Origin of the sequence: Qipengyuania sp. HL-TH1, from assembly GCF_036365825.1 — a bacterium.
GTDB lineage: Bacteria > Pseudomonadota > Alphaproteobacteria > Sphingomonadales > Sphingomonadaceae > Qipengyuania > Qipengyuania profunda.
In genome coordinates this window covers 3079383-3097319 of record NZ_CP142675.1, presented here as the reverse complement: position 1 = coordinate 3097319, position 17937 = coordinate 3079383, and the positions used below count along the sequence as shown (strand labels likewise).

The 17937-nt window shown below is 60.4% G+C and carries 17 protein-coding genes; 8 read left to right on the top strand and 9 right to left on the bottom strand.

Annotated features, from left to right (window positions below; genetic code table 11):
- Nucleotides 1–5: 5 nt before the first annotated feature.
- The 6 genes from VWN43_RS15800 (at nucleotide 6) to VWN43_RS15775 (ending at nucleotide 4396) form a co-directional block, all read left to right on the top strand.
- A complete protein-coding gene (locus tag VWN43_RS15800) occupies nucleotides 6–755 on the top strand; it encodes a MauE/DoxX family redox-associated membrane protein (RefSeq protein ID WP_050600416.1) in 750 nt (249 codons plus the stop codon).
- Nucleotides 752–1165 carry a potassium channel family protein gene (locus tag VWN43_RS15795; protein ID WP_050600417.1) on the top strand — a complete coding sequence of 138 codons (414 nt, stop codon included), beginning with the start codon at nucleotides 752–754 and terminating at the stop codon, nucleotides 1163–1165. The genes VWN43_RS15800 and VWN43_RS15795 overlap by 4 nt, the downstream gene beginning before the upstream one ends.
- Nucleotides 1162–1689, top strand: coding sequence for a DUF305 domain-containing protein (locus VWN43_RS15790; protein ID WP_050600418.1), 528 nt, complete (start codon nucleotides 1162–1164; stop codon nucleotides 1687–1689). The genes VWN43_RS15795 and VWN43_RS15790 overlap by 4 nt, the downstream gene beginning before the upstream one ends.
- Nucleotides 1686–2174, top strand: a complete 489-nt coding sequence (locus VWN43_RS15785) for a DUF6692 family protein (protein WP_050600419.1) — start codon at nucleotides 1686–1688, stop codon at nucleotides 2172–2174. The genes VWN43_RS15790 and VWN43_RS15785 overlap by 4 nt, the downstream gene beginning before the upstream one ends.
- Nucleotides 2175–2268: 94 nt before the next feature.
- Nucleotides 2269–2973 carry an NAD(P)-dependent oxidoreductase gene (locus VWN43_RS15780; protein ID WP_050600420.1) on the top strand — a complete coding sequence of 235 codons (705 nt, stop codon included), beginning with the start codon at nucleotides 2269–2271 and terminating at the stop codon, nucleotides 2971–2973.
- Between the two features lie 70 nt (nucleotides 2974–3043).
- Nucleotides 3044–4396, top strand: a complete 1353-nt coding sequence (locus VWN43_RS15775; RefSeq protein ID WP_050600421.1) for an MBL fold metallo-hydrolase — start codon at nucleotides 3044–3046, stop codon at nucleotides 4394–4396.
- A 92-nt stretch (nucleotides 4397–4488) separates the two neighbouring features.
- Here the strand turns inward: VWN43_RS15775 and VWN43_RS15770 are convergent, their stop codons facing one another.
- Genes VWN43_RS15770 through VWN43_RS15760 form a run of 3 tightly spaced genes read right to left on the bottom strand, consistent with a single transcriptional unit; the run spans nucleotide 4489 to nucleotide 6381 of the window.
- Nucleotides 4489–4935 (bottom strand): DoxX family protein, encoded by a 447-nt coding sequence (locus VWN43_RS15770; protein WP_050600498.1) that lies wholly within the window; start codon nucleotides 4933–4935, stop codon nucleotides 4489–4491.
- 41 nt (nucleotides 4936–4976) lie between these two features.
- Nucleotides 4977–5885 carry an MBL fold metallo-hydrolase gene (locus tag VWN43_RS15765; protein ID WP_050600422.1) on the bottom strand — a complete coding sequence of 303 codons (909 nt, stop codon included), beginning with the start codon at nucleotides 5883–5885 and terminating at the stop codon, nucleotides 4977–4979.
- A gap of 43 nt (nucleotides 5886–5928) precedes the next feature.
- Nucleotides 5929–6381, bottom strand: coding sequence for a protein tyrosine phosphatase family protein (locus tag VWN43_RS15760; protein ID WP_050600423.1), 453 nt, complete (start codon nucleotides 6379–6381; stop codon nucleotides 5929–5931).
- A 98-nt stretch (nucleotides 6382–6479) separates the two neighbouring features.
- Between VWN43_RS15760 and VWN43_RS15755 the strand changes: the two genes are divergently transcribed.
- Both VWN43_RS15755 and VWN43_RS15750 read left to right on the top strand, forming a co-directional pair.
- Entirely contained in the window at nucleotides 6480–6812 is a 333-nt protein-coding gene (locus VWN43_RS15755; protein WP_050600424.1) for an ArsR/SmtB family transcription factor, read from the top strand.
- Nucleotides 6813–6831: 19 nt separating this feature from the next.
- Nucleotides 6832–7632, top strand: a complete 801-nt coding sequence (locus tag VWN43_RS15750) for a sulfite exporter TauE/SafE family protein (RefSeq protein WP_197462318.1) — start codon at nucleotides 6832–6834, stop codon at nucleotides 7630–7632.
- Between the two features lie 16 nt (nucleotides 7633–7648).
- Here the strand turns inward: VWN43_RS15750 and VWN43_RS15745 are convergent, their stop codons facing one another.
- From VWN43_RS15745 to VWN43_RS15720, 6 genes are read right to left on the bottom strand one after another with little or no spacing between them, the layout of a single operon-like run.
- Nucleotides 7649–9979 carry a heavy metal translocating P-type ATPase gene (locus tag VWN43_RS15745; RefSeq protein WP_050600425.1) on the bottom strand — a complete coding sequence of 777 codons (2331 nt, stop codon included), beginning with the start codon at nucleotides 9977–9979 and terminating at the stop codon, nucleotides 7649–7651.
- 12 nt (nucleotides 9980–9991) lie between these two features.
- A complete protein-coding gene (locus VWN43_RS15740; protein WP_269420625.1) occupies nucleotides 9992–11584 on the bottom strand; it encodes a multicopper oxidase family protein in 1593 nt (530 codons plus the stop codon).
- A gap of 4 nt (nucleotides 11585–11588) precedes the next feature.
- Nucleotides 11589–11972 (bottom strand): copper-binding protein, encoded by a 384-nt coding sequence (locus VWN43_RS15735; protein ID WP_228135259.1) that lies wholly within the window; start codon nucleotides 11970–11972, stop codon nucleotides 11589–11591.
- Nucleotides 11951–15118 (bottom strand): efflux RND transporter permease subunit, encoded by a 3168-nt coding sequence (locus tag VWN43_RS15730; RefSeq protein WP_050600427.1) that lies wholly within the window; start codon nucleotides 15116–15118, stop codon nucleotides 11951–11953. Before VWN43_RS15730 ends, VWN43_RS15735 begins: the two co-directional genes overlap by 22 nt.
- Complete coding sequence (locus VWN43_RS15725; protein ID WP_050600428.1) at nucleotides 15115–16626, bottom strand: efflux RND transporter periplasmic adaptor subunit; 1512 nt, start codon at nucleotides 16624–16626, stop codon at nucleotides 15115–15117. The genes VWN43_RS15730 and VWN43_RS15725 overlap by 4 nt, the downstream gene beginning before the upstream one ends.
- Entirely contained in the window at nucleotides 16623–17858 is a 1236-nt protein-coding gene (locus VWN43_RS15720) for a TolC family protein (RefSeq protein ID WP_050600429.1), read from the bottom strand. Before VWN43_RS15720 ends, VWN43_RS15725 begins: the two co-directional genes overlap by 4 nt.
- Nucleotides 17859–17937: the final 79 nt, after the last annotated feature.

Below are 17937 nucleotides of genomic sequence, written 5' to 3'. Positions count from 1 at the left end.
GAATTATGACGACCCGAACAGCGACGGTTTACCGCATGGTGATGGAGGATCACGTTTGCCCCTATGGTCTCAAGACGATCGATCTCCTCAAGCGACAGGGATTCGAGATCGACGACAATCACCTGACAAGCAGGGAAGAGACCGACGCGTTTAAAGACAAGCACGAGGTCGAGACCACGCCCCAAACCTTTATCGAAGACAGGCGCATCGGTGGCTATGACGATGTGCGCGAATTCTTCGGCAAGAGCCGCTCGCAGCCCAAGGAGGGCGAAACCAGCTATCAGCCGGTCATCGCGATTTTCGCGGTAGCTCTGCTGCTCGCGCTCGGGCTGAGCTGGGCGTTCTTCGACAATCTCTTTACCGTGCGCGCGGCAGAATGGTTCGTGAGCCTGTCGATGACCTTGCTGGCTGTCCAGAAGCTGCAAGACGTGCGCAGCTTCTCGACCATGTTCCTCAACTACGATCTGCTGGCCAAACGCTGGGTCCCCTATGGCTTCGTCTATCCGTTCGGTGAAGCCGCCGCAGGTATTCTCATGACCGCTGGCGCACTGACCTGGCTTTCTGCTCCGCTAGCACTGTTTATCGGGACTATCGGCGCTGTCAGCGTATTCAAGGCGGTCTATATCGATAAGCGCGAGCTCAAATGCGCCTGCGTCGGTGGCAGCAGCAACGTGCCGCTTGGCTTCGTCTCATTGACCGAGAACATGTTCATGATGGGCATGGGTCTGTGGATGGGCGCAAAGGTCTTCCTATGATCATTGCGCTCATCCTTGCCGTCGCTCTGTTCCTCTTGGCTATCGCCTCACACCTCGCGATCCTTGGTGTCGGCCACCGCCTCCTTGGTCGCAGGCGAGACACGCTGGCCAAACTTGGCGTCTCGCTGCTCGTCCTCAGTTCGCATTTTCTGGTCGCAATCCTTTTCGCGGTCGGCTTCTGGCTGGGCGCGGAATGGGATCTTGGAGGGTTCGACAAGGCCCCGACAATGGACTGGATGGACTACTTTTATTTCTCGCTCATCAACGTGACCACGCTTGGTCTGGGCGACATCTATCCGACCGACCACCTGAGGGTGCTCGCCGGCATCGAAGCCCTGACAGGCTTCGCACTCATCAGCTGCTCGGCGCAGCTATTCTGGACCATGATGCATGAAGGAGAAAAAGCATGACTGAGAAGACGCGCCACTCGGACAAGGGAGGGGGAGGCAGCTACTGGCGGTTCATGGCCATGGTTTCGACCTCAACCGTGATCATGTTCTTCCTGATGTATGCCAACACCTTCACCGTTGACGATATCTTCTGGAGCGAAACCCGGTTCTGGATGATGTTCGTCATGGGCGGAATGATGATGATCGTGATGCTCCTTTTTATGTGGGGCATGTACAAGGACCGGACTAAGAACTTCATCATTCTTGGCGTCGGTGCCGTCGTGTTCGCCCTCGCTCTGTGGTTGGTGCGCAGTCAGACCACCGTCGACGACACCGAATATATGGCAGCGATGATCCCGCATCACTCGATCGCGATCATGACCAGCGAACGCGCAAGCCTGAAGGATCCTAGAGTGCGCGAACTCGCACAGGCCATCATCGTCGCCCAGCGCCGCGAAATCGCCGAGATGAAATATCTGATCAACGATATCGAGCAGAACGGCCCGCGGACCGAAGAACGCCTGCCAGAGGAGATGCAGCAATGAAAAACTTCGCGCTTATAGCGGCCATCGCATTGCCGCTCGCCGCCTGCAATTCCAACACGGCCCCAGGCAATGACCGCGAGGCACAGCTAGATCCGCCCGCAATTGCGGCCCCCATTAAGAATGCAGCCAGTGCGCTGGCAAATGTCAGCCCCGGCCTAATGCTTCCCGAAACCATGAATGGCGCAGATATCGCTGCGCTGGGCGCGGAGAATTCCTGTCAGTTTCGTCTGACCGAAATTGCTTTCCCGTCCTTCGTCTACGACGATAGCGGCCAGGGTGCGGTCAAGATCAACGGTACCCTTATTCCGGTCACTGCCGATGGCCCGGACAGCTATTCGAACGGCGAGCTTCGCATCAGGACGCGCATGCTGGATGATGAAGGCGATGCGGGCCTGCAGATGCAGGAGATGATCGTGGCTGCGCCGAGAGCCAAGGATGAATTCGGCTTCTGGGGCTATACCACCTGTCCCGGCGGCGGAACCTGATTGAAGCAGGGCGGACGGGCGAGCGATGGCTCGCCCGTCCGCCCGCTCAAGCTGATTTTTCTTGCAGACATCATTTCTGAAAAGGAGCGATCCCATGCCCGATACCAGGCCGATTGCTGTCTTCGGTGCCGGCGGTAAAGCAGGCACCGAGCTTTTGAAGCATGCCTTTGGCCGTGACGTACCGATCCGCGCCTTTGAACACAATCTGCCCGAGCCGAGCGAGCGTATAGGCGAGTTCGAATATATCGACTGCGATGTTCTGTCGGATGATTTCGCACAGCAGCTCGATGGATGCCGCGCGGTGATTTCCACTCTCGGTGTCGGGTTTGGTCCAAGCAATGCCATTGATCCGCCACCGCTTTATACCGAAGGAACGCGGAATCTGCTCGAAGCGATGAAGCAAACCGACATAGACCGAATTGCCGTGATCTCCGCAGCGTTCGTGGAACACCAGTCGAGCGTTCCTGCCTGGTTTGAGCTGACGGCCAAGCCTGCACTGTTCAACATCCTGGAACAGATGCGTGCAATGGAGGCGATGCTGAGTGACGCTCCGGATGTCAGATGGACTGCTGCGCGGCCCGGCTGGTTGCTTGACGAACCCTATACCGGCGAAGCGGTGATTACCGACGAACGTCTGGCAGATGGTTGCTTTAGATGCCGTCATGCGGATCTTGCAGCAAGCCTTCTCGAGTTTGTACTCGAAGACACCTGGATCAACGCAAAGCCTGCCATCGGTCGGCCCGAAAACGAGAGCTTGGAGAGCCCTGCCGCCATCAAAGCCGAGCTGGGGATCGATTAAGCCTGGTACCAACGATTGAGGCGAATCGGACTGAACATCACAAATTTCGAGTAGGACACAAGGAAGCCGTATGTATTTCGAGACGATCAAGACCCCGGGTCTTTCGCAACTTTCCTACATTATCGGTGCCGGCGGGCAGGCTGCGGTCATAGATCCGCGCCGAGACTGCGAAGTCTATGTCGACAAGGCCCGCGCCGAAGGACTGGAGATCACCCATATCTTCGAGACCCATCGCAATGAGGACCTCATCAGCGGATCGCCGATCCTTTCCGAAATGACCGGCGCGAGGGTCTATCACGGGCCCAATCCAGCAGGCGAAGTCGTGTTTGCCGAGACTGCGCGCGAAGGCGATTGCTTTGAACTGGGACAACTGAGAATCGAAGTGCTCGAAACGCCCGGTCACACTGACGACCATCTCGCCTTTGTTATCCATGACAGCGAATATTCCGAAGGACCGGTTGGCGTCTTCACCGGCGATGCGCTGTTTGTCGGCGATGTCGGGCGAACCGATTTCTATCCCGAACGCAAGGAGGAAGTTGCCGGGCTGCTGTACGATTCCCTGCAAAAGATTTGCCGTCTCGGAGACCAGGCAATCATTTACCCGGCGCATGGCGCGGGTTCGGTCTGCGGATCGGGTATGGCGGACCGGGAATTCTCCACGGTCGGCCACGAGCGCCGCAACAATCCGCGCCTGCGCATCTTTGATCGCGACGAGTTCATTCAGGCGAAAATTGCAGAGCACCATTACCAGCCGCCGTATTTCCGGTTGATGGAGCGGCTTAATCTGGAGGGCGCAGATGCTGCGCCGCGCATCATGCGCCCCCGCCGGATGGGGCTCCAGCAAATTACCAAGAGCGGCGCTGACCACCTGATCGACGTTCGTGAACCGCTTGGCTATGCCGGCGGCCACCTGCCGGGCGCGATGTGCCTTCCGGTGGGAATGATCCCGGCTTTCGCCGGGTGGTTCATCACCGAGGGCGAGACGATAGCGCTGGTCGCCTCCGAAGAAGACCAGCTTGCCGAGGCGATGGCGCATCTGGTGCGCATCGGTTTTGACAACATCATTGGTGGTTACGTGGGCGTCGTTCCTGCAGCTGCACAGGGCGCGGCGATGCGCAGCGTTCCCATGATCAACACCGATGAAGTCGCGCAAAGACTCGACCAGAACGGCGGCCAATGGACCTTGCTCGATGTGCGTGATCTCGAGGAGCGCCAGCAAACCAGTATCGATGGCTCAGAACATATCTACGTCGGCGAGCTGAATACCCGCTGGAAAGAGCTAAAGCAGGATCATCACTACACGCTGATGTGCGCCAGCGGGATGCGCGCGAGCGTTGCTGCGGGCTGGCTGGCCAGCAAGGGTTTCGAGCACCTCGACATCTATCTTGGTTCCATGGGGGCGTGGAAGAACGCGTCCGGCTGAAGCGCGTAGCTTGAAGCGCGAAACTCTTGCAAAGCACGTCAAAATCTTTTGCGAGATTTTGCTCGTATGTGGCGGGTCAGCGTGCTCGTCGCTCAACTAGCGGCGCGACCGAGCGCCGTATCCATTGAATGACTTCCTGGTCCGCGAACGAAGACAAATGCCAGCGCCCCCAGGATAGCGATATTCTTGAGTAGCGGGCCTGTGTGGCCAGGGGCGATATGGATCGCGAAAGTTATCGGAACGAGAGTGAGAAATAGCGCGGTGCATGAGAGCCGAGTCATCCACCCCAAGGCCAGCGATGTGCCTGCACCGATGAACACCAAGCCAGACAGCCACAAAAGGATGGACGCATCACCAATTAAAACAACATGATCTTTCCATGGCGACAATGCCATCCGGTCGAGCATATATTCATGCGCAAGAAAATGCCCCACTCCGCCGATGACGAATATGAGGCTCAAAGAGAGGCGGAAGACCGGATCGATCAATCGCACTTTTGTGGCCCATGTCGCTAGGTTGTTTTCGACATTCCGGATCATAATGTACCCTCCACCCTCAGGTTGATGCATCGACGGCAAACTTACTGGGTGCGTGGACCTGTTTCTTCGGGCGGTGTTTGCGGTTCACCCAAAACGTTGACCGGCAGTTTCAGATAGATCGTGCCGTTTTCTTCTGCGCCAGGCATGTTCCCACCACGAATGTTGATCTGGATTGATGGCAGGATGAGACGTGGCATACCCAGCTGTTCGTCGCGCTCCTCTCGCATGGCCACAAATGCATCCTCGCCGATCCCGGCGTGGACATGGATGTTGCTGTGCTTTTGGTCTTGTACCGTAGTTTCCCACCGATGCTCCGAGCGGCCTTCCGGTAGGTAGTCGTGACACATAAACAGCCGCGTCTCGCCTGGTAGCTCGAAGATCCGGCGAATAGAGCGATAGAGCGTACGTGCATCGCCGCCGGGAAAGTCGGCGCGCGCCGTGCCGTAATCGGGCATGAACAGCGTATCGCCGACAAAGGCGGCATCGCCGATAACATAAGTCAAGCACGCGGGCGTATGTCCCGGCGTATGGAGTGCCCGAGCCGATATGGTGCCCAGGTCGAAGCTGTCATTATCGGCAAACAAATGGTCGAACTGGCGCCCATCGCGCGGCAGGTCCACCCCGGCATTGAAGATCGGACCGAAGGTATTCTGCGTGACGGTGATCTGGCTGCCGATAGCGAGTCTGCCGCCTAGCGCGCTGCGAATGTAAGGTGCGGCGGACAGGTGATCGGCATGGACATGGGTTTCCAGTATCCACTCACATTTGAAACCCTTCTCCCGGACGAAATCGATCACCTTATCGGCGGACTTTGTCGCGGTTCGTGCCGCTGCGGCATCGAAATCGAGCACCGGATCGATCACCGCGCACACCTTGGCCGCGGGATCGGACACGACATAGGTCACCGTATTGGTATTTGTGTCGAAAAATGCCTCTACGTCAGGTTTCATCGAAAGCTCTTTTTGTATGCAGGTTGAAGGCGGGTCGGAGTGATCAGTCCTGCGCTCGGTCGACGTAATTACGGACAAAATCTTCCAGCGCCGGTTCATCGCAAACGAAGCCCATATCCGCCGCTTGCTGCAGCGTCGCGTCGCCGCCCATTCCCTGTTGCGCCGCCAGATGCATCATTGTGAAGGCCCCTGCGCGCTTGCCCGAAGCGCAATGGACCAGCACCGGCTTCGGGAGCGCTTCGACGCTGGCCCTGAATTCATCGACGAGTTCATCCGACATGGCGCCGCCCGCCACCGGCAGGTGACGATATTCGAGGCCAAGCGATGCCACAACTTCACCTTCCCGGTCCGGGGCGATTGGCTGATCCGCCTCATCCTGGCAGCGCAGGTTGACGACGGCTTTGTAACCATCCTCCGCCAAGGCGCGCAGGTCGCCCTCGGAAGGCGGAGCAGCCGAGACAGCGAAACTGTCGTTGAGGGTCTTGATGTGGGTCATAAGGAATATCCTGGATCTGGCTCAAAGCTCCCGGCCCGCAATAGCGCGGGGGCAGATTACGATTGACTTTATATGCACACCTTCGCATATATGCAAGTATGCAAGCCGAAGATATTCGCAAACAAGCCGAAAAGGCGGTGACCCTGCTCAAGGCATTGGGCAGCCACAACCGCCTGATGATCGCCTGCCAGCTTGTGGAGGGCGAGCGCAGCGTGGGCGAGCTGGCCAATTTGCTGGAGATCGGTGAAACCGTCGTCTCGCAGCATCTTTCGCTGATGCGCAAGGACGGTTTGGTCGCAGCGCGGCGAGACGGTCGCTCAATCCACTATTCCCTGTCCGGCGATGCGACACGGCGTGTGCTGGAAACGCTTTACGCCATCTATTGCAGTCCGGACGGCGAAGCCGGCAGCAGGCCCGGCGAGACAAGTTAATGACGGCTGCGCCCGCCTGATGGATATCGGTCTTGTTCAGGCGTCATTGTCGCTAGCCTCAGGGCTCCTCGTGGGGTTCTCGCTGGGTTTGATCGGCGGCGGGGGATCGATCCTCGCCGTGCCGCTATTGATCTATGTTGTCGGCGTTCGCGACACACATGTCGCAATCGCCACATCCGCTGCCGCCGTGGCCGCGAGCGCCTTGGCCAACCTGCTGTTACATGCCCGTGGCGGCAGTGTGAAATGGCGTTGCGCAAGTCTTTTCGCGGCATTCGGTATTATCGGTGCAGCGGCGGGATCGACTATGGGGAAGATGACACAGGGCGATCTCCTGCTGGGCCTGTTCGGCTTGGTGATGATCATTGTCGGCCTGTCGATGATACGCGAAAAATCGGGTGGGTCCGACCCGGATGTCCGCCTTACCGCAGCGACCGCATTGCGGTTGACCCCGCGGCTGGCGGCCGGTGGGTTTGTTGTCGGCGCACTGTCCGGCTTTTTCGGTATCGGCGGCGGGTTCCTGGTGGTGCCGGGCCTGGTTGCCGCGACGGCCATGCCGATCCTCAATGCGATCGGCTCTTCGCTAGTCTCCGTAACCGCTTTCGGCGCCACCACGGCCGCCAATTACGCATTGGACGGGCTGATCAATTGGCCGATCGCCGGGTTCTTCATTGGCGGAGGCGCGATGGGGGGCTGGCTGGGAACCTGGGCCTCGCACAGCCTCGCGGCGCGCAAGCGGACGCTAACATACATTTTCTCTGCAGTCGTGATCCTTGTCGGTGTGTTCGTCACCGGCGAATGGGTAACGACGGCTTTGTTGTGATCGCCGCCATTCGGCGTCATGTGTCCAGGCGCAGGCTCCGCAGCCGCAGCGCATTCGCGATCACCGATACAGAAGAGAGGCTCATGGCCGCCGCCGCGATCATGGGACTCAGCAGCAATCCGAAGAACGGAAACAGCACGCCTGCGGCGACCGGAATGCCAAGCGTGTTATAACCAAACGCGAAGAACAGGTTCTGCCGGATGTTGCGCATCGTTGAGCGCGACAGCACGATGGCCTGGACTACCCCTGTCAAATCACCGCGCACCAGAGTCACGCCTGCGCTCTCAATCGCCACATCGGTGCCGGTACCCATGGCGATTCCGACATCTGCAGCGGCCAGCGCGGGGGCATCGTTGATGCCGTCTCCGGCCATACCGACGCGGCGGCCTTGTGCCTTCAGCTCCTCAATCTTGCTGTGCTTGTCTTCCGGAGAGACATTGGCATGCACCTCGTCGATCCCCATTTCGCGCGCCACCGCTTCGGCTGTGCCACGGCTATCGCCGGTGAGCATCACCACCCGGATGTCGCGCGAATGAAGCGCCGCAATCGCCGCAGCGCTGGTCGGCTTGATCGGATCGGCTACCGCAATGAGACCTGCCGGACGGCCATCGAACGCGACGAACATAACTGTCTGGCCCTGCTTGCGACCGCCCTCCGCCGAGCCAAGCCAGACGTCATCGTCGATACCGACACGTCGCATCATCTTCTCATTGCCGATAGCAACGCGGCGGTCCTGCACGCTGGCCTCGACACCTTCGCCGGTGGTCGAGGCGAGGTCTGTGGCCTCGGCCGGCGATACGCCGCGCGCTTTTGCGCCTTCGACGATCGCATGGGCCAGCGGATGCTCGCTTCCCATCTCGACACCCGCGACCGCGGCCAGGAATTCGGTTTCGTCAATTCCGTTTGCAGGTGTCACTGCCACCAGGTCGGGTTTGCCCATCGTCAGCGTGCCTGTCTTGTCGACCACCAGCGTATCGATCTTCTCCAATGTTTCGAGCGCCTCGGCGTTACGGATCAGAATGCCATGCTGCGCGCCCTTACCGGTACCGGTCATGATCGACATCGGCGTGGCAAGCCCAAGCGCGCACGGACAGGCGATGATCAAGACTGCGATGGCATTGACCAGCGCATAGGCCAGCGCGGGCGCGGGGCCCCAGATAGCCCAGACTATGAACGTGACGATGGCGATCACCACCACGGCGGGCACGAACCAGCCCGCCACCTGATCCGCCAAGCGCTGGATCGGTGCGCGGCTGCGCTGCGCTTCGGCTACCATCTGGACGATCTTGGACAGCATCGTGTCCTTGCCTACACCGGTGGCGCGCATGACAAAGCCGCCGGTCTGATTGACTGTCCCGCCTATAACTGTGTCGCCGGTTTTCTTGGCGACGGGCAGCGGTTCACCACTGATCATGGATTCATCGATTGCGCTCGAACCCTCCTCAATCTCGCCATCGACGGGCACTTTGTCGCCGGGACGGACGCGCAGACGATCACCGGTGGCCAGCTGATCGAGCGGCACCTCGCGCTCGTCGCCGGACCCGAAGATTTTGACCGCGCTTGGCGGAGCCAGTTCGAGCAGCGCGCGCAATGCGCTGGAGGTCGAGCCCCTTGCCTTGAGCTCGAGGACCTGCCCCAGCAAGACCAACGTCGTGATGACAGCCGCGGCCTCAAAGTAGACCCCGACCCGCCCCGAATGGTCATGAAACGCGGGCGGGAAAATATGCGGTGCAATCGTTGCCACCACGCTGAAAATGTAGGCGATCGCCACGCCGAACCCGATCAGCGTGAACATGTTGAGATTGCGCGTCTTCAGCGACTCGACGGCGCGGGTGAAAAACGGCCAGGCTCCCCACAGAACGACGGGGGTAGCGAGAGCGAACTGCGCCCATTGTGCATAGGCAGATTCGATAAGCTGGTCGAAACTGATCCAGGGAACCATGTCGCCCATTGCATAGACGAACAATGGCAGCGTCAGGAGCGCGCTCCACCAAAAGCGGCGACGCATATCGATCAGTTCAGGGTCTGGTCCATCGTCGAGCGAGACCATCTCCGGTTCGAGCGCCATTCCGCAAATCGGGCACGAACCGGGGCCGGGCTGCCGGATTTCAGGGTGCATTGGGCAAGTATAAATCGTCCCCTCAGGCACCTCTTCGACCGCATTGAGGTGCGCGCCCGACAGGTAGAGTTCGGGATCAGCAAGGAACTTGTCGTGGCAGCGCGAAGAACAGAAATAGTGCTCGGCGCCTTCATACGGCGCAATGTGCTTCGCGCCGTCGATCGCAACGCTCATGCCGCATACCGGGTCGATGGCAGTGCCCTCGATTACGCTTTCATCCTTGCTCACAACATTTCCTTCCTAGCTGTTCATGACGACGAATTGCCCCATCATACCTGCATCCTCGTGCTCGAGGATGTGGCAATGGTACATGTAGGGCAGGTCCGGGTCGGTGTTTTCCTCGAAGCGGACCAGTACGCGCACCTGTTCGCGCGGGTTCACCACCACGGTGTCCTTGTATCCCGTTTCCAGCGGCGGCGGCGCGCGGCCATTGCGCTCGATCACGCGAAACTGCGTATTATGGATATGGAAGGGGTGCGCCATCATCGAAGCGTTGGCGATCTCCCATATTTCCCATTGTCCGACCGGCACGCGTTCGTTGATGACATCCATGTCCATCGCCGCGTCATTGATCGACATTCCCCCGCCCATCATACCCATATCGATCACAAACCGGCGGGTTCGCACGGCGAGCGATGGATCGGGCACACCAAGCGGAGCAAGTTCGGCCGGCAGCCTGACAGACCGAGCCGTATCTGCGGGCCTGATGTCGAGAATGCGAAATACCCCGCCGGAAGGATCACCGTCATTTCCACGGCCCATCATCCCTCCGCCCATCATGCCGCGGCCCTGTCCGCCCATCATGCCCATCATGTTGTCCGGGCTGCTGGCGACAAGGCGCAGCGGGCGTCCTTCGGCGAGATCAAGGATGATCTGCGCCCGCTCCCCCGGCGCAAGCCTGAGCGACCGGACAGGATGGGGTCGATCAAGCAAGCCGCCGTCGCTCGCAATAAGCTGCATCGGTGCACCGCCCTCAAGCGAGAAATCATAGAACCGTGCGTTCGATCCGTTGAGAAGGCGCAGACGGAGCTGTCCGGTCGCTGCGTCAAAGACAGCGTCTTCGGTGCCGTTGACGTAAATCCGGTTGCCACGAACGCCCATCATGCGCGCTTGCATTCCGCTTGGGTAAATCAGTTGACCGGACCCATCGATCATCCGGTCCTGGACGATCAGCGGAATGTCGTCGATGCCATATTCGCTCGGCAGACCGAGGCGCTCTTCTTGATCGTCGCGCACATAGATCGGCGCGGCAAGTCCGGCATAAACCTGCGACCCGGCTCTGCGGTGCAGATGCGAATGATACCAGTAGAGCGAGGCGCGCTGGCGCACTTCGAAAGACGGGCTCCACCTCTCGCCTGGGCAGATCAGTTGATGCGGTCCGCCATCGGCAGAGGCGGGGAGTTCGAACCCGTGCCAATGGACCGTGGCGCCTTCGGCCAGATTATTGTCGATGTGGAAGCGCACCCGTTCGCCGCGGCGCATTTCCAGTGTCGGCCCGAGATAGGGTGCGTCAATGCCGATCGTGGGTGAGGCGACGCCAGCCACGAATTCCTTCTGGCCCGAGGTCAAGGAGAGGCGAAAAACACGCTCGCCCTGTTCGATCCGGCCCACCTGCAACGGCGGTATGGCGAGCGGGTTGGAACCGCCAGTGCTGCCCTGCAAAAGCTTGTTGGGTGCCTCGCACGCTGCAAGCGGCATGACCGCAAATCCCGCTGCGGCCAGGCCCGCGTGCTTCAGCAATGCACGACGCTCGATGGGGAATACCTGGCCTTTGCGGTTCATGATAGCGTTGCTCCTCGAGGGCGACACCGGATTTGTCCGACGCCGCCCCATCGTTTCACTGCTTCGTGATCGACGTGATCACACTGCCTTCAGGACCAGTACGAAACTCGAAGGAAATTCCCTCACCGACGCTGACATCACTCCGCAGTTGCTCGTCTGCCTCGAACGCCATCGTCATTGCCGGCCAGTCAATTGCGGCGACCGGGCCATGCTCGACGGTGATCGTGCCAGCTTCGCCATCGATGGCGGTGACGGTTCCCTCAGCGCTGGCGGTCTGCATCATGTCACCAGGGTCCATTGCCGACATGTCCTGATCATCCATCATCATGCCATCTTCAGCCATCGGCATATCGTTCATCTCAGCCATATCCTGGCCGGAATCACAGGCTGCCAGCGCCAGCGGGGCGGCCAATGAGGTCAAGAGGGTTGTGGTACGCATTTTTCTTCTCCTTCGGAGTGGTTTGGCCGATCTGGCCGGGGACGCCGCAACAACAGATATGCGGCGGGAAGTACAAACATGGACAAAAGCGGAGCTGTGATCATTCCGCCGATCATCGGCGCGACGATTCGGCTCATCACTTCGGAGCCAGCCCCAGTGCCGATCAGGATCGGGAACAGACCGGCCAAGAGAACCGCCACGGTCATCGCCTTGGGCCTCACTCGCAGCAAGGCGCCTTCGCGGATGGCGGCAGAGACTTCCTCTGCATCTGCATTCTCGCCGCGCCGGTCCAACGCGGCTTTCAGGTAGATCAGCATGATGACGCCGAATTCCGCAGACACACCGGCCAGCGCAATAAAGCCGACAGCGGTTGCGACGGACTGGTTGTACCCCATCAGGTAAAGCAGCCAGAAGCCACCGGTCAGCGCGAATGGCAACGTGCCCATGATGAGCAGCGCCTCGTCGAACCGGCGGAAGATCAGATAGAGCAGCAGAAATATGATTGCGAGCGTCGCCGGGACGACAATCTGCAGGCGTTCATAGGCACGTGTGAGATATTCGAATTGCCCGGCATAGGACAGGCTGACACCCGCTGGCAGATCGACTTCTGCGGCGATGACTTCCTGCAAATCGCCAACCACCGAGGTAAGATCGCGTCCGCGCACATCAATGTAGACATAGCTTGTCGGTCGGCCCTGCTCGCTCTTGAGCATGGGCGGGCCGCTGGTCACGCTGACAGCAGCCACGGTGCCAAGCGTAATCTGCTGACCCGACGGGGTGAGAACCGGCAGGTTACGCAGCTCGTCCACGCTGTCACGAATTTCGCGCGGATACCGCACGTTGATCGGATATCGCGCCAGCCCCTCCACGCTGCGGGCCACGTTTGCACCGCCGATTGCGCCAGATACGATCTGCTGGACGTCGGCGATGTTGAGGCCGTAGCGGGCTGCTTCCAGCCGGTCGATATCGACATCGACATAGCGGCCTCCCGATAGCCGTTCGGCCAGTGCAGAGCTCACGCCCGGAACGTTCTTGGCGGCTTGTTCGACCTGGAGCGCAACTCGTTCGAGCTCGCCCAGGTCTTCTCCGGAAACCTTGATCCCTATCGGGCTCTTGATCCCTGTAGCGAGCATGTCGATCCGGTTGCGAATTGGCGGGACCCAGACATTGGCGAGGCCGGGCACCTGCACGGCACGATCCAGTTCCTCGACCAGCATGTCGGGCGTCATGCCCTCGCGCCATTCCTCGCGCGGTTTGAAGCGGATGGTTGTCTCGAACATGGTGAGCGGGGCGGGGTCGGTGGCGGTGTCGGCACGGCCGGCCTTGCCGAACACGGTTTCGACTTCCGGTACGGTCATGATCAGCCGGTCGGTGCGCTGGAGCAGCGCCGACGCCTCGCCGGGTGACAGTCCGGGCAGGGCGCTGGGCATGTAGAGAAGGTCGCCTTCATCGAGCGGTGGGAGAAACTCACCGCCGAGCCGGGAAAAGGGAACAAGCGTCGTCAAGAAGATCAGACCGGCGATGGCCAGCGTGGTCTTGGGGCGGCGCATAACCCAGTCGAGACCGGGTCGGTAAGCGCGGGTCAGCACGCGGTTAACCGGATTGCTGTCCTCTGCAGGGATCTTACCCCGGATCAGCCAACCCATCAGTACTGGAACCAGAGTGATTGAAAGGATCGCGGCAGCAGCCATGGCATAGGTCTTGGTGAAGGCGAGCGGCGCGAAGAGCCGTCCTTCCTGCGCCTGCAGGGTAAATACCGGCAGGAACGACAAGGTGATGATCAGCAGGCTGAAGAACAACGCCGGGCCGACTTCCTTCGAGGCATCGGTGACGATACGCCATCGCTCGTTGACGGACAGAACCGCATCGGGATTTTCCTCAGTCCACCGTTCGATGTGTTTATGGGCATTCTCGATCATGACCACCGCCGCATCGACCATCGCCCCGATCGCGATGGCTATACCGCCGAGCGACATGATATTGGCGTTCACTCCCTGAAAGCGCATTACGAGGAAGGCCGCGAGCACACCCATAGGCAGCGTCACGACCGCGACCAGAGCCGAGCGCGCGTGCCACAGGAACAAAAGGCACACCAAGGCCACGACGATAAATTCCTCGATCAGCTTGGTGGTCAGGTTTTCGACCGATGCGTCGATCAGTTGCGAGCGGTCATAGGTGGTGACAATCTCCACCCCTTCGGGAAGGCTCGCCTGCAATTGTTCGAGTTTGGCTTCCACTGCCGTAATCGCGCTCCGCGCGTCGGCTCCCTGCCGCAGGATGACGATACCGCCTGCAACCTCGCCTTCACCGTTCAGCTCGGCGATGCCGCGCCGCAGTTCCGGACCGATCTGGACATTCGCGACATCGCCGAGCGTGACCGGCACGCCGCCCGCTTCGGCGCGCAGCGGAATGCTGCGGAAATCCGCCAGAGTTCCGAGATAACCCGATGCACGGACCATATATTCCGCTTCGCCCATCTCGACAATTGAGCCGCCAGTTTCCTGATTGCCCGCCTGAACTGCCCTGACAACCTGCGCATGCGTCACACCCAGCGAGGCCATACGGTAGGGATCGAGAACGATCTGGTATTGTTTGACCATGCCGCCAACGCTGGCGACCTCGGCGATCCCGGGTATGGTCTGCAACTCGTAGCGCAGGAACCAGTCCTGCAAGCTGCGCAGCCCGGCAAGGTCGTGTCCGCCGCTACGGTCCACCAGTGCATATTCGTAGATCCAGCCGACCCCGGTGGCATCGGGCCCGAGCGTACTCTGAACTACTTCGGGCAGCCGATTCTGGACCTGGTTGAGATATTCGAGAACCCGCGAGCGCGCCCAGTAAAGATCGGTTCCGTCTTCGAAGATGACATAGACATAGCTGTCGCCGAAGAAGGAATAGCCGCGCACTGTTTCGGCGCCGGGGACCGACAGCATGGTTGTGGCCATCGGGTAGGTCACCTGATCCTCGACAATTCGGGGAGCTTGTCCCGGATAGTTCGAGCGGATCACCACCTGCACGTCGGACAGATCGGGCAATGCATCGACCGGTGTTGTCCTCACAGCCCAGAAACCGGCCAATGCCAGCCCGATCGCCGCCAACACCACGAAGAAGCGATTGGCAATCGAGCTATCGATAATGCGCGCAATCATTGGCCGGTCTTTCGGATCGAGACAATGCGGGGCCCGGTGTCGGCCTGCGCAAATGTGAAGGAAACCCGGTCACCGCGCGCGAAACCGCGCAGTTGCTCTGGCCCCTCGGTGGCGAAAGGCATGGTCATCGCTGGCCATTCGAGTGCAGGCACCGGGCCGTGCCGCAGGGTCACACTGCTTGAGGTGATACGCTCAATTGTACCGGTTGCCCTATAGGTTTGCGGCTCGTCGGCCTCGCTTGACGTCTGGTCTCGGGTCGCCGCCGATGGGGCCTGATCGACAGGACGCACATCGATACCGGTAAGACTGGCTTCGGAGTCGAGCAGGAACTGGCCCGAAGTAACGACCTGCTCGCCCGCAGCAAGGCCAGCAAGGACTTCGGTGCGCCCGTTCGCTTCGCGGCCGATGCGAATTTCTGCGGGGCGATAGCCGCCGCTTTCCTGTGCAATCATCACAAGAGTCCGCTCGCCAGTGCGAATGACCGCTTCCGAAGGAACCAGCAACGTCTCACGTCGCTCAGGTGCCAATGTGACTTGCGCGAACATGCCCGGTTTGAGCCGAAGCCCTAGATTAAGCATGGCGGCCCGCACGGTAATCGTCCTGCTTGTGTCCTGCGCGCTCGGCAGGATGGCGATGATCCGTCCAGCAAATCGCTCGCCAGGAAAAGCTGTGAGCGTCGCGCTGACCGGCTGCCCGACGCGGGCGCTTCCGGCCAATGCCTCGGGTACAGCGGCTTCGAGCCAGATCGGGCTGTAGCCGCTAATTTCGGCAAGGCTTTGGCCTGCCATGACGGTCATGCCCGGCCTTATACCGAGCGATGTGATTGCGCCCGATTGCGGCGCGGTGACGGTAATCGTCGATTGAGGTCTGCCGCTTCGAGCGACTGAGGAGATCACGCCTTCCGGCATACCGAGCAGTCGCAACCGTTGGCGGGCAGCATTGGTAAGCGCCGCGTCTCCTGTTGCCGCTACGGCAAGGAATTCCTGCTGGGCACCGCCCCATTCGGGGATCAGCAGATCGACGATCGGTGCACCTCTTGTAATCAGGTCTTGCGGCGCGTGACCATATGTCCGCTGCACAAAGCCGCCCGCGCGCGGCTGCACGATCGCTACTTCGCTACCGTTATAGGCGAGCGTGCCAGTCACACTCACATCCGGTTCCAACACGCCGTATTCGGCCTCGGCAGTGCGAATTCCGAAATTCTGCACTTGGGTCGAGCTGATACTGACGCCCTCGCCCGCCTGCGCTCCGCCTCCGGCACATTTTGGGACCAGTTGCATATCCATGAACGGAGATTTGCCCGGCTCATCGAAGCGCTGGTCGGGCACCATCGGGTCGTACCAGTAAAGCACTTCGTCGCAGCCGGTGTCGGCACCGAGCTCTTCGCCGCTGCTATCTCCGCCGAGCATCGACAAGCCGTATCCGGTCGCCAGACTGACAAGGGCGATGGCTGCGGCGGTCGCATAAGTGCGCTGGCGCGGCGTAAAACGTTCGAAAGCGGCGTTCATGGCCTGTCCTCCCCATATGTAAGACGTAGAGTTGCAGCGGCTTCGACAGCCATCTGTTCGCGTTCAAGGATCTCGAGTTCGAGCAATGCCAGCGCAGATTTGGCCGCGATCACATCGACGAGGTCTGCACGGCCAGCAGCGAAGCTGGCGGTCTCGAGCTCGGCACGGTCGCGCGCGAGCGGAAGAAGCTGATCACGCGCACGTTCCCACTGCTGCAGTGCGCTGCGCCACGCAGCCAGATCGGCTTCGAACCGGGCCCTGATCACTCTCAGGCGATCGACGCGCTCGGCCGAGGCGGCAGCGGCGTCTGCTTCGGCTGCCGCGATGCGCGGGTTCTGCCGCCTGTCGGTGAAGATGGGTAAAGTGACCGATCCCATGACCGATACGGCACTGCCGAAATCGGGATTACGGTGGCCATAAGTCACGCTGACACCGAAATCAGGTCGCTTTTCAGCGCGTGCCAGATCGGCTGCAGCTTCGGCACGTCGCTGCTCGGCATCCGCCAGACGCAATTCCGGATTGGCCTCCAACGCGAACCGAAGCTCTTCCGGGTCCACGGTAACTTGGGGAGCGCCCCCCGCAGCGACGGGCTCGCTTCCGGCGATATATCGCTGCAGCCGGGCACGCGCGGCTGCGCGCGCGGCCTCGATCCGGGTAATGGCATCCTCGATTTCGAGAAGCTCGCGCCGGATCGCAAGGCTTTCGGCAGGTCTGGCCGATCCCGAAGCGACGGCACTGACTGCGACCGGAACGAAGTCCCTTAAGCTGTCCAGAGAGTCGCGCGCAAGAGCGAGGCGCTGCTGAGCATAATACAGGCCAATCCAAGCCGTCCCGGCCTCGGCGAGGATGGAACGTTCGGACAAGCCAAGACGGGCTTCGGCAATACCGATTTCGGATCCGGCAAGGCCGTATCGTGCTCGCCGCCTGGCAAGATTGGGAATTTCCTGCTCGATGCCCACCGCGAGCTGCGTCGGCAATTGCGCATACGGATTAAATGCAGCGGGTCCGGTGACCGGCAAGTTCATCACGCCTGCACGAACGCGTGGATCGGGCAATTCGTCCGCTGCGTCCGCAGCATCGCGCCTCGCCTGTACACGCAAAGCGCCCGCTTCAAGCATGGGCTGTTCCGCCCGCGCCGCCGCAAGGGTTTCTTCATAGCCGACCGACTGCGCTTGGGCAGCCTGCGCGACCAGCAGGGCCGAAAACGGCACCCAACCAATTCGCCAGTTCATAAATCTCACTCGTGCAGAGCGAGCTGACGACATAACATGCCGCACCGGCGAAGACCGGTTCGTGCGGCTGCATCGTTCG

Excerpts from the sequence above, each read along its gene's own strand:
- VWN43_RS15800 (WP_050600416.1), top strand. The coding sequence starts at position 6 with ATGACGACCCGAACAGCGACGGTTTACCGCATGGTGATGGAGGATCAC.
- VWN43_RS15795 (WP_050600417.1), top strand. The coding sequence starts at position 752 with ATGATCATTGCGCTCATCCTTGCCGTCGCTCTGTTCCTCTTGGCTATC.
- VWN43_RS15790 (WP_050600418.1), top strand. The coding sequence starts at position 1,162 with ATGACTGAGAAGACGCGCCACTCGGACAAGGGAGGGGGAGGCAGCTAC.
- VWN43_RS15785 (WP_050600419.1), top strand. The coding sequence starts at position 1,686 with ATGAAAAACTTCGCGCTTATAGCGGCCATCGCATTGCCGCTCGCCGCC.
- VWN43_RS15780 (WP_050600420.1), top strand. The coding sequence starts at position 2,269 with ATGCCCGATACCAGGCCGATTGCTGTCTTCGGTGCCGGCGGTAAAGCA.
- VWN43_RS15775 (WP_050600421.1), top strand. The coding sequence starts at position 3,044 with ATGTATTTCGAGACGATCAAGACCCCGGGTCTTTCGCAACTTTCCTAC.
- VWN43_RS15770 (WP_050600498.1), bottom strand. The coding sequence starts at position 4,935 with ATGATCCGGAATGTCGAAAACAACCTAGCGACATGGGCCACAAAAGTG.
- VWN43_RS15765 (WP_050600422.1), bottom strand. The coding sequence starts at position 5,885 with ATGAAACCTGACGTAGAGGCATTTTTCGACACAAATACCAATACGGTG.
- VWN43_RS15760 (WP_050600423.1), bottom strand. The coding sequence starts at position 6,381 with ATGACCCACATCAAGACCCTCAACGACAGTTTCGCTGTCTCGGCTGCT.
- VWN43_RS15755 (WP_050600424.1), top strand. The coding sequence starts at position 6,480 with ATGCAAGCCGAAGATATTCGCAAACAAGCCGAAAAGGCGGTGACCCTG.
- VWN43_RS15750 (WP_197462318.1), top strand. The coding sequence starts at position 6,832 with ATGGATATCGGTCTTGTTCAGGCGTCATTGTCGCTAGCCTCAGGGCTC.
- VWN43_RS15740 (WP_269420625.1), bottom strand. The coding sequence starts at position 11,584 with ATGGGGCGGCGTCGGACAAATCCGGTGTCGCCCTCGAGGAGCAACGCT.
- VWN43_RS15735 (WP_228135259.1), bottom strand. The coding sequence starts at position 11,972 with ATGCGTACCACAACCCTCTTGACCTCATTGGCCGCCCCGCTGGCGCTG.
- VWN43_RS15730 (WP_050600427.1), bottom strand. The coding sequence starts at position 15,118 with ATGATTGCGCGCATTATCGATAGCTCGATTGCCAATCGCTTCTTCGTG.
- VWN43_RS15725 (WP_050600428.1), bottom strand. The coding sequence starts at position 16,626 with ATGAACGCCGCTTTCGAACGTTTTACGCCGCGCCAGCGCACTTATGCG.
- VWN43_RS15720 (WP_050600429.1), bottom strand. The coding sequence starts at position 17,858 with ATGAACTGGCGAATTGGTTGGGTGCCGTTTTCGGCCCTGCTGGTCGCG.